Genomic DNA, 11,376 nt, shown 5'->3' with positions numbered 1-11,376 from the left:
GTATGAGGGTTTTTTCTTTTCATACGGAAAGAACTACAGTTTTCAAGGTGGACGCAGTTTATATGCTTTAGGGAGGTAGCGATGCCTACGGCGGTAAACTACGCCCCTTAGTCTCTGTATGTTTAAGGTCAACGCGCTCTAGCAATGAAGTCAGACTTTGTGCTTAAATGCAGTTGCTAGGCAAATCTACCATCAATTTCACCCTAAACAGCATATGAGCGGCTTTGAAGCCAAAAATTTTTGGGAGCGATTAAATAATCTGGCGTTAGTCCGCTTTTTGCTTTTAGTTGCTTCTGGCTGGGCAGTTGTACAGCTTTTAGCCTACTTTGAAGCGGTCATTGTTATTTTTACATTTGCCGCAATTTTGGCTTTTTTACTCAGCTATCCTGTTCAATGGCTGCGGCGTTTTTTGCCCCACGGTGTAGCTGTTGGTGTCGTTTTCTTGCTCAGTATTGTAATTATTGGCAGTCTGATAATTACCGTGAGCTTAACGGTTTTATCTCAAGGACAACAATTAATTGACAGTATAACTGGCTTTGTAAATTCTTTAATACCTGTATTAGAGCGACTAGAAGGATTTTTGCAAAACCGGAATTTGCAGATTGATTTAAGTTTTATTCAAGAACAATTACGAAACCAAGCTGTATCTAGTCTGGTTACTAGCTTGGCTGTTTTACAAGGATTTATGACGAATTTTCTGACTTTTATATTGATTGCTGTTGTGGCTTTTTTTATGTTACTAGATGGAGACAAGCTATGGAATTTTATCATAAAAATAGTACCAAAACAGCGCCGCAATAGATTTACAAATATAATCAAACGCTCATTTATGGGATTCTTTAGAGGTCAGTTGTTATTAAGTGCATTTCTCACAACTACGACTTTTCTAGTTTTTTTAATATTAAAAGTACCTTTTGCTTTGATATTGTCAGTGATCATCGGAATTGTTGATATCATTCCTGGTATAGGAGCAACATTAGCAGTAAGCACAGTAACTCTATTTGTCTTGTCTCAAGGTGTTTGGTTAGCATTGAAAGTCTTGATAGCTTGTATTGTTCTTCAGCAAATACAAGACAACTTGATTGCGCCTCGAATTATGCAAAATGCGCTGAATCTTAATCCTGTAGTGGTGTTTTTTGCTTTGCTAGTAGGCGCTAGAGTAGCAGGATTATTAGGTGTTTTTATATCTATTCCGATCGCTGGAGTAATTGTATCTTTATTTGAAATTGATGAAATGAAATCAGAAGTTTAGTTAGGAATTTGGAGAGACGCGATTAATCGCGTCTGTACAGGAATTTGGAGACGCGATTAATCGCGTCTGTACAGGAGTTTGAAGTTGGAAGTAGTAATTAATGTAAAATAGTCGATTAGCTAATACAAATTGAGGAATGATGTCGGATTTAAGAGCAGAATTAACAGAAATTTTGGATGAAGCAGAGTGGGAGTGGCTAATTCCTCATGTACAACGAGATGCAGTAATTTTAGTGGCACCTGATTTAAACTTGCTGGATGTTGGAGTAGCGATCGCTAGTGATAACATTCCATCAGTGGAACAGTGGATTGATCAGCAATTAATTACCAAACCCACGACAGTACAAGTAGGAGAATGGAATGGCGATCGCAGTAAGCGATTTAATACCCTCATTGTTCAGCCTTACGTTTTGGTGAAGGAAATAGTCTCTGCTTAAATTAGTTCCTGTGTTGTCTTCGATAAGAGTTAGTGTTGGGGTAGTTTCTCAGGAAAGATAGCTTGATGTGTCAGTTATTACTTGGTTATTACCAGGCACTAGCTAGCTAATTTGACTAAAGCAAAATTTTCTCCTTTAAGATTCATCCATCTAGGAGCTAGAATTGTTACGATAATTTCAGATTAGATGTTGAAACCTTGATCCAATCTGAAACCTTAGAATTATTAGAATGGCATCGCCTCTGCCAGCACCTTGCCACCTTTGCGGCAACTAAGCTGGGGGCGACAGCTGCGCGTCATCTGAAAATACCTGATTCTCAGTCCCAAAGCGAACAGTTGTTAGAGCAAACCAAAGAAATTTATCAACTGGAAACTCGCCTCACCACGGGACTGTCATTTGAGGGAATTCAAGATATTGGCGATTCCCTAGAACGGGCAGAACGCAGCGGAATTTTGACAGGGGATGAACTGTTAGCGATCGCCACCACCCTCGCTGGTGTCAGAAATTTACGCCGTGTCATTGACAATCAGGAAGATTTGCCGATACTGACTGAGTTAGTTGCCGATTTGCGGACTTATCCAGAACTAGAACAGGAAATTCACCGTTGTATTGATGAACGGGCCCAGGTAACTGACCGCGCTAGTCAAAAACTGGGAGAAATTCGCACAGACTTGCGGCGATTACGCAGCCAAATTACTCAAAAGCTGCAAAATATCTTACAAGCAAAATCTGGAGCCGTTCAAGAACAGCTAATTACGCAACGAAGCGATCGCTTTGTCATCCCGGTAAAAGCACCTCAAAAAGATGCCATCCCCGGTATTGTCCACGATACCTCTACCAGTGGTGCCACGCTCTATGTGGAACCAAATTCTATCGTGCCTCTGGGCAACCAACTGCGGCAGATCATCAGGAGAGAGCAAGCCGAAGAAGAAGCGGTTCGCCGTGTTTTGAGCGAACAAGTAGCCGCAGTCAAACCAGATTTGGAGAGGTTGTTAGCGATCGCTACCACCTTGGATTTGGCCACCGCTAGATCACGGTATAGTTTCTGGCTAGGAGCGAATCCCCCGCGATTTATCCAGCGGGAAGACAGTGAAATCATTACCTTACGGAATTTACGGCATCCTCTGTTAGTGTGGCAACAACAGCACGAACAAGGGCAACCAGTAGTTCCTGTAGACTTGTTGATTAGTCCGCAAATTCGGGTAGTTACGATTACCGGGCCAAATACTGGCGGTAAAACTGTAACCTTAAAAACTTTGGGATTAGCAGCATTAATGGCCAAAGTGGGTTTATTTGTCCCCGCCCGCGAACCAGTGGAAATACCTTGGTTTGATCAGGTGCTGGCAGATATCGGGGATGAACAATCCTTACAGCAAAGTTTATCCACATTCTCTGGACACATTCGCCGGATTAGTCGGATTTTAGAAGCATTGGGGAGTGGGGAAGCAGAGGGAGAAGTTCCTACTTCTAACTCAGCACTCGTTTTACTCGATGAAGTCGGCGCAGGAACCGATCCAGTTGAAGGTAGTGCTTTAGCGATCGCCTTGTTGCAATATCTAGCCAACCATTCCCAGCTAACGATCGCCACCACTCACTTCGGCGAACTAAAAGCCCTGAAATACGAAGACGATCGGTTTGAAAATGCCTCTGTAGAATTTGACGAAAGCACTCTGTCGCCTACTTACCGTCTGCTGTGGGGCATACCCGGACGTTCTAATGCCTTAACAATTGCCCTACGTTTGGGATTGAAGCCAGAAGTGGTAGAAGAGGCGAAAACTCAAGTGGGAGAGGCCACAGATGAAGTTAACCAGGTGATTGCTGGGTTAGAAGCGCAACGCCGCCGTCAGGAAACCAAAGCTGCGGAAGCCCAAAGTTTGTTGCAGCAAGCAGAACGTTTATACAAAGAAGTATCCGCAAAAGCCGCAAGTTTGGAGGAAAGGGAAAGCAGTTTGCGGGCTTCACAGGAAATAGCAGTAAAACAAGCGATCGCTCAGGCAAAAGGTGAAATTGCTCAAGTGATTCGCCGCTTACAGAAAGGTACGCCCACAGCCCAAGAAGCCCAACAAGCCACCAATGCTTTGAATCAAATTGGCCAGCTTTATCAGCCAGCAACGCCAGCAAAACCAAAAGCTGGGTTTATGCCTAAGGTAGGCGATCGCGTCCGTGTTCCAAAACTCGGACAGACAGCAGAAGTGATAACCGGTCCTAATGAAGATGGGGAGTTAAGCGTTCGGTTTGGGCTAATGAAGATGACTGTGAAGTTGCAAGACGTAGAATCTTTAGATGGTCAAAAAGCAGAACCAATCGTCAAACCCAAACCAGCCCCAGCAGTAGTAACGCCACCACCGCAAAGTGTTCCAGTTCGGACTTCCCAAAATACCATAGATTTGCGTGGTAAACGGGTGGCTGATGCCGAATACATTTTAGATAAAGCCATCTCGGAAGCTACAGGCCCAGTCTGGATTATTCACGGGTACGGCACTGGGAAACTGCGACAAGGAGTTCACGCCTTTTTGCAACAGCATTCCAGAGTGAACAACTACGAACCAGCAGAACAAGCAGATGGTGGCACTGGTGTTACCGTAGCTCACATCAAATAAAGAGCAGGAATGCTATGTTACTTGAACTCAATCAACTAATTGTTAAAGCCGGTCATCAGTTGTTGATTAAAGATGTCTCCTGGTCGGCATACAAACGTATTTTAGCGGAATTGGGAGACAATCGTAGTTCTCGCATAGGTTACAGTCAAGGGGTGTTGGAAATAATGGCTCCATTACCAGAGCATGAAGTAGCTAAAGTTATTATTGGCGACTTGGTAAAAGTTTTATTAGAAGAACTTGATCTGGAATTTTGGAGTTTGGGTTCTACGACTTTTGATAAGGAAAGTATGAATGCTGGGGTAGAACCCGATGATTGTTTCTATATCCAAAATGAAGCTAGAATTAGGGGCAAAGATAGAATCAATTTAGAAACCGACCCGCCTCCAGATTTGGCTATTGAAATTGATATTACCTCCCGGACTCGTTTTAATAATTATCAAGCTTTAAGAGTACCGGAACTGTGGCGATGGAATGGAAGTAAGTTAGAAATCAACGTGCTGTTCGATGGTAAATATATAGAATCAAATACCAGTTCTATTTTTCCCAATATCCCAATTTTCCAAGCGATTCCCGAATATTTGATGCAGAGTAAAAGCAATGGCAGAAATGCGACAATGAAAGCATTTCGTGCGTGGATAAGACAGAAAATTAGTAGCCCGATTTAGTTGAAATTGTCATAAATGGCTACTCAAAAAGGTTGTGACGCCCTTGTTCTGCATCTCCGTTAACAATTTTGATTAATTGCTTTTTGAGCAATACTTGTTTTTTATTCAGGATAAAAGCTACACCTACAGCCAGTAAAATTCCACCCGCACCCTGATGTTCGGGAACAGAAGTAGAGGGGGCGCTAAATCCATACTTTGTCAAAATTTGTTGCCCTTCTTGTGACAGGATATATTCAGCTAATTTTTCCCCATCAGGATCGGCGTTTTTCAGTGTAGTCAATCCATAATCAGCTTTTGTTGCTAAATATTCGGGTAACTCTACTATTTGCAGATTGTCACCACCTTTTGTTGCTTGGGCAGTCTTCCCACTGGTGTAATAAGCTAAAAAGATATCTGCTTGTTTTGTTTCTTCTAGAAAATAGACTAAATTATTTTTGCCATTAGGAACTATAGGAGCATTAGGATTACCACCTACTAACTGCAAAGCTTTATCCTTCAGAATTTGAGAGCTACCAGGTGTAATCTGATTAGCCTTGTCAAATATTTGCCATGCATAGGTACCAGATGGATCTGCCACAGGCGTCGAAGTTCCCAACTTTATTTCGGGTTTTAGCAAAAAGTCTAACAAATTATCTGATGTAATACCAAGTCCTGATCTAACAACAGCAGTCATGCGGTTGCTAGTAAAGTTCACTACAGGTTCACTTAAACCTTCTTTAAACAATGTCTGAGGGTTATCAATATCTGCACTAGCAAAAACATCTGCGGATTTTCCAGTTTTGGAGAATTCTTGTTCTATAAATTCTCGTGTTAAACCAGACGGGCCAAATCTCGTTTCTACTGGAATCCCATATTTCTCGTTAAAAGATTCAGCTACTTCTGTGAGGCTATCTCGCAAACTACCAGCAGCGTATAGCTTAACCGCGAATGCTTGAGTTGGCAGAGTCACACCGACAGCACAAGCTATCAGTGAAAAGGCAAAAAAATGCTTTTTCATATTTGTTATATTATTGCGTTGCTATTATTACTCAGTGAATTATCTGTAACTCATACTTAAGCATGGGTTTTGGTAAATGTCTAAACTATTACCTCTGCTCATCAAGTTTATAAATGAGTTCTGATATGTGCATGATTTAGGGTTAGAGCTATAGTACCAACTAAGTTGGACAAAATCAATTGGCCAATATCTTCAAACGCTGACTTTATCAAATTCAGGATTTAGGCATTGAAAACCTGAAACCTCGATCCTCTCTCACGCCCTCACCCCCAACCCCTCTCCCAATTTGGGGAGAGGGGAGCCTTTAATTAATTTCCCCTTCTCCCAATTTTGGGAGCAGGGGTTAGGGGATGAGGGCAAAACATTTTCACAAAGCGGGTTTTACCTTAAGTTGACACAGGTGCAAGTCCTTGCACCCCTATAAATGTACAAATAATTTTGGATAATTTATTTTTTGTCAGTCCCTAACAGGCTGCACACAAGCGAAACTGGGGTGGAATGCGTAGAAAGCAGCAAGAAACACCTTTAGCAAACAGCAAAAGATTTGTATAGTAATTATGTATACATGAAAACCAAGTAATAAACATCAAGAAATTTCAAAATTTAAAATCGCAAATAAATTAGGAGGTATTCTAGATAATTACTTAGCGATAATTCGCGGTTAGAATTCTTAATATTGTTTATTTATACTCTTGTACGGAGCTAGTAGCGAAAATCGGGTAAACCTTAACTAGAATTGATAATTTTCTACTTTGTCAAAAATAAATTTTCATCTAGAGTAGGACAAAGATACCTGTTGTTTACCACATAGAAAAAGCTACCTGAAGCCTCTGGCTCAGAGCTATGGGAAACCAAGCTTGATGCTTAAGAGTCTGGTTTCAAAATGGGTAACAGCAACATCCCCTATCAGCTTGATCACTTATGCTAAAAGTTATGCACTCGGCCGCCAACTCAGCCACTCCAAATTCCCAGTGGGAGGATTTAATCAAGCTTCCAGCCCCAAACACAGTTCAATGGGACAATATCAAAACCCAATTAGACTTGGTGCTGTTGGCGCTAGAAACCTTAACTGGCATTGGTTCAGAGGCTATGCTTTCGGCGGCAACTGATCTGAATTTAGAGTCAAGAGTGCCAGACCGCGTAGCTTTATGGCGACTGCGCCAATCAAATCCTCTACGCAAAGGTCAAGGAGGGCGAAAAAAGCTAGATGTAGAAGAAGCGCGATCGCTTGTTCTGATCATCTGCTATTTAGCCAAACAGCACCAGGAATTGATTCGCCGCGCTGTCGGTTTGTTGGAACAAATGGCAGAAAATAACCGGGAACCTCACCAGGCTGCTTTACTTGGAGATTATATTGATGCTTTTTGCAATACCTACCAAGAGCGGATGGAAGAGGACGAGCAAATCTCAACGGATTTACTTACTAACCTGGCACTAAAACTGCTTGTAGATTTACTTTTTTACAGTGCTTCTGGTGGGCATCGCCGTCTCTGGCTAGCACTTATAGACCGTTCTACAAAATTTTAAATTTTAGATTTGAAATTCCTCAACCAAAATTCGCTCATGAAAGTTTGCAAGATAAGAATTCCCTTTTGATGGTCGTTAGTTCTTGGGCGAGCCACTATCAGCACTGCTTCCTCCTTGCACCCCAGTTTGCATAATGCAAAAAACCTGACAAAGTTCTGAGTGGAGGAATCCGCTGTTTCAACTTTTCTTTGCAAGCAACTGGCTCAACTTTTTGCAAAATCCCAAATAGTCTTCCTCGCAGTTCCTGCTATGCCTCTATCAAATTCTGTCATTCGTCGCTACACACCTCCTACTTGCACGCTAGAAGTATTCGCGCAAAGCTCACCTCTGTCCCGTTGGATGGGGAAAACTGTCCTCAAGCACCTAAGCTTTGAGCTACGTTTTGATGATCCCCGATTACCAGAAGAAAACAGAGTTCCAATTCGGGGCGATCGCGATCAACTCGAAGCCTTATGTGATGCAGTCACAACCTATGTACAGCAATTCCTCCAACAGTCTCCAGAAAGCTTTTGGGTCAGTTTCTCCAGTACCCAGGAGTCAAGCACAGCATTGGGTGAGCCGGAATTAAAGTCCTCAACAAAAACATTAAATTCCTTTAGTACCCAGATTCCAGGGGCAAATATCCACTTAGAACCAAGCAGCTATTTAACTCACAACTTATTTCTCGGTTCTCTCGCCAACCATTCATCTGGTCCGGTAATTCAACTCACTCTGCTGCAACTATTCGATTTAGCAAGTGCTTTAGATGAATACTTGACTGATGTTATGGCACTTCCAACTGTCAACACCACTTCGACTCTGAGGTTCCCTACTTGGGCACCTGTTGCCGCAGTATTAGTATTAGGTGTAGGTTTTTTACCAGTTACTTGGCAATATGCTAACAACATAAGGGAAAAGCAACAGCAGCCAGTCAAAACAGCAGATTCAGCAGCGGTAAAGACTGCTTTAGAACCTTCATCCTCACTAAACTTCCCTACGCCTCAACCCGGACTTACCACTCCATCAGATAATTTGCTGGGTTCCACCCCTCCACTTCCTACATCTAGTTTGCCCCAAGCACCTCTAACAGCCCCTAGTTCCAGTTTCTCTACACCGCCACCTTTATCTCTATTTCCAAATAATGCACTGACTAGACCTCAGAGCAAGACTTCAACCCTTCCTACCAATCGAGCGATCGCACCATCCAGCAAAATCCCAGGCCAGGAAATTGCCATATTACCAAATCTTGGACAGAACCCTACAGGGTCAAGTCCCCAAGCTGGTGTTCTCCCTCAGCTGCGCAATTTGCCACCTAGACTATCTTCTAACGCAGGCAGCTTACCAACTAATATCTCACCAGTTCCCCCCCCGTCTCTTGACATCATACCCAATAATAATCGTGGCAATACCTCTACCCAACCCTCCTCACTAAACTCACAACAACTAGACGAAACAATCAATTCCCTACAACAACCTTCTCCTGGAAAAAAACCTGCTTCACAACTTCCCTCCTCTAGAACTGCCCAGAATAATCCCTTTATCGATCAATTAGGGGACGGACGCAAACCCCCTACATCCACACAAGTGGCTACTGGCACCTTATTTGATACACCTCAAGTAGCAGAAGCTAGAGAATATTTAAGAAAGCGTTGGCAACCACCCACTGGACTAGGACAAACATTAGAGTACAGTTTGATAGTCAGTGTTGACGGCACGGTGGAACGAATTTTTCCCCTCAATAAGGCAGCAAGAGAATTCGTTGATAACGCTGGGATGCCTGAAGTTGGTAAACCTTTTGTTTCCGCCAATCCACGCGGACAAAATCTCAGAATTCGAGTTGTTCTCAGTCCTGATGGCAAGGTACAGACTTTTGCAGATCAATAAGTAAACTAATCTGTTTCATCTGAGATATTACACTAGTCCTAACAACCGCCTAGTACCGCAAGGCAAAAATCAAAAGTCAAAAGTCACTTGCACTGAGCGTAGCCCTAAAGCCTGCGGCATAGCTACGCCCTAAGCGCCAGCCTCTCCAAGAGTTGTAAAAGTCAAAAGTATTATGGAATGGGCTTTTTAGGGATTTTAAATGGTTGCTCTATTTACGCCGTGGTGTACTAGTAATGAATTACTAGGCTAATAGCTAAAGTCGTCTAAAGACGACCAGTAAACGGTTTTAGTCCACTTAAGTGGACTTGGGCTATTAGCCTTTCACAAAAATATTGCGGGACGTGTGGAATCCGAAGCGGGCTAGTTGGCTTACCCAGAATGCTAAAAGATTTCAGTTTAATGCCACTTGTAAAACTGGTACAAACCTTGTGCCAGTTTCTATTTACTCCAATTGCTCTTGAGCTTACCTTTTGGAGTCCAGTTACCAAACTGGTCTTACTATTGATACCAGTAAACCTACCAATTAATACAATTACTGTTAACACCAATTCTCCAAAATCAAACTACAGATACAAGTCTGGAAACCCAGATTAAATCTGACGCCTCTTAATTCCGAATTCCGTTAGCGTAGGGGTAGCGAGTCCACGAACGCAAAAGCGTCATTCCGAATTGGTATAAATCACCTAGATAAAAGGTAGGAAATATGCAAACAGTTGGTACTCAAAAAGATAGTGCAGCTTGGATTATTCAAACTTGGGCAGCTTTTATACTTTCTATTTCTATGACCACCTTCGGTATTATAAACTTGCCTGTGGATAGCTGGGTGAAAGGCTTTATGGGCATGGGTTTAGCTTTTTCTCTTGGCTCAACTTTCACTTTGGCGAAAACTACTAGAGACTTGCATGAAACTAGAAGATTAACCGCTAGGTTAGATGAGGCGAAAGTAGAAAAATTGCTTTCACAACACGATCCTTTAAATTTTAAATGAAGGCAGTCATACCAATTTAGGATTTTTTTTTAATTTTGGATTGCCAATTACCAAAAAGCTATTTCACGAATATCAAACAATACTACCTTTTGGCATTTGATGTAATATAAACATCAAAAATTAACTATATGGCGAAAAACAAAAGGACTGGATATTCCAGTCCTTTATTATATTGATTTAATGTTTTTATATTAATAACGGGATTTTTTGGTCTTTAACTTTTGCTTTTTACGCCGACGTTCGCTAGCAGCAACCGCATGTTCTACCGGATAACCCACTAGAGGAATTACCTGATATTTGCGCTCGTCTTCTAACTTTTTCAGTTCAGTGTAATCAACCCAGTGAATGCAATCAACCGGACAAGTGTCAATTGCTTCTTGGATAATTTCCTCATTGTCCCCATCTTGCCGAACCACGCGCGATCGCCCGTAATCTGGTTCAATGTAAAAGGTGTTACGCGCAACATGAGCGCAATGCTTGCAACCAATACAGGTGATTTCGTCAACATAAACACCATTTTGGCGCAGTACACCGCCTAATTCCGGTTCCAAACCAGAACGTTCTGGGGCATCCCGTAAAAAACCCCCTAATTCTGGTTCCAAACCGGAACGGTTATCAACTTGTTCTTCCGGCGACGGCAGAAAATCAGCCATTACGCACTCCAGCGCTGTACTACCAGGCGAATTGAACCATCTTCATTTTTTTGTTGTTCAGAGACTTGAAAACCAACACGAGCGGTTTCTTTCACAACTGTTTGATAAGCATAGCGCTGCGTTACCTGGCGCAAAAATCCGTCCACAGATAGGTCTTGCTGCCAATATTGCAAGTCAGCCACCAGTTCATATTCCTTGCCATTCCATCTAAAGCCGATGTCATAGCCATTTTCCTGCTCAATACTAACTTCGGCAGGATGGGTTTGACCGCGATAGCCACGGACTTCGCGTGGACCGGGTTTCCAGTCTACGCCCAATTCAGTCAAAGCATCTTTCAAAGAATCAAGGTTACGGATTTGAGTCTTAATTTGGCTAAAGTGTGACATGGTGGTTGT

10 protein-coding genes are annotated in these 11,376 nt (G+C 42.4%); 7 read left to right on the top strand and 3 right to left on the bottom strand.

The window, feature by feature from the left end; genetic code table 11:
* Positions 1–214 precede the first annotated feature (214 nt).
* From Q0541_RS18045 to Q0541_RS18030, 4 genes are all read left to right on the top strand, one after another.
* On the top strand, positions 215–1,252 hold the full coding sequence (locus tag Q0541_RS18045) for an AI-2E family transporter (RefSeq protein ID WP_298912951.1): 1,038 nt from the start codon (positions 215–217) through the stop codon (positions 1,250–1,252).
* A gap of 139 nt (positions 1,253–1,391) precedes the next feature.
* Complete coding sequence (locus Q0541_RS18040; protein WP_273766399.1) at positions 1,392–1,688, top strand: DUF2288 domain-containing protein; 297 nt, start codon at positions 1,392–1,394, stop codon at positions 1,686–1,688.
* Between the two features lie 197 nt (positions 1,689–1,885).
* Positions 1,886–4,288 (top strand): endonuclease MutS2, encoded by a 2,403-nt coding sequence (locus tag Q0541_RS18035; protein ID WP_298912939.1) that lies wholly within the window; start codon positions 1,886–1,888, stop codon positions 4,286–4,288.
* A gap of 14 nt (positions 4,289–4,302) precedes the next feature.
* Entirely contained in the window at positions 4,303–4,953 is a 651-nt protein-coding gene (locus Q0541_RS18030; protein WP_273766396.1) for a Uma2 family endonuclease, read from the top strand.
* A 19-nt stretch (positions 4,954–4,972) separates the two neighbouring features.
* On the opposite strand, the gene Q0541_RS18025 is transcribed toward Q0541_RS18030, so the two are convergent.
* On the bottom strand, positions 4,973–5,950 hold the full coding sequence (locus tag Q0541_RS18025) for a molybdate ABC transporter substrate-binding protein (RefSeq protein WP_298912935.1): 978 nt from the start codon (positions 5,948–5,950) through the stop codon (positions 4,973–4,975).
* A 921-nt stretch (positions 5,951–6,871) separates the two neighbouring features.
* Between Q0541_RS18025 and Q0541_RS18020 the strand changes: the two genes are divergently transcribed.
* The 3 genes from Q0541_RS18020 to Q0541_RS18010 all read left to right on the top strand — a co-directional run bounded on the left by Q0541_RS18020 (position 6,872) and on the right by Q0541_RS18010 (position 10,328).
* Positions 6,872–7,477: a DUF3038 domain-containing protein gene (locus Q0541_RS18020; protein ID WP_273766392.1), complete on the top strand. Its 606-nt coding sequence runs from the start codon at positions 6,872–6,874 to the stop codon at positions 7,475–7,477.
* 249 nt (positions 7,478–7,726) lie between these two features.
* Entirely contained in the window at positions 7,727–9,340 is a 1,614-nt protein-coding gene (locus tag Q0541_RS18015) for a DUF4335 domain-containing protein (RefSeq protein WP_298912931.1), read from the top strand.
* A 703-nt stretch (positions 9,341–10,043) separates the two neighbouring features.
* Positions 10,044–10,328, top strand: a complete 285-nt coding sequence (locus Q0541_RS18010) for a YiaA/YiaB family inner membrane protein (protein ID WP_273766388.1) — start codon at positions 10,044–10,046, stop codon at positions 10,326–10,328.
* A 191-nt stretch (positions 10,329–10,519) separates the two neighbouring features.
* Here the strand turns inward: Q0541_RS18010 and Q0541_RS18005 are convergent, their stop codons facing one another.
* Both Q0541_RS18005 and Q0541_RS18000 read right to left on the bottom strand, forming a co-directional pair.
* A complete protein-coding gene (locus tag Q0541_RS18005; protein ID WP_298912923.1) occupies positions 10,520–10,981 on the bottom strand; it encodes a ferredoxin in 462 nt (153 codons plus the stop codon).
* Positions 10,981–11,367 (bottom strand): DUF1257 domain-containing protein, encoded by a 387-nt coding sequence (locus Q0541_RS18000; protein ID WP_012406942.1) that lies wholly within the window; start codon positions 11,365–11,367, stop codon positions 10,981–10,983. The genes Q0541_RS18005 and Q0541_RS18000 overlap by 1 nt, the downstream gene beginning before the upstream one ends.
* Positions 11,368–11,376 lie beyond the last annotated feature (9 nt).

Source organism: uncultured Nostoc sp. (genome assembly GCF_937863485.1).
Taxonomy (GTDB): domain Bacteria; phylum Cyanobacteriota; class Cyanobacteriia; order Cyanobacteriales; family Nostocaceae; genus Nostoc.
This window is presented reverse-complemented; position numbering and strand designations above follow the sequence as displayed.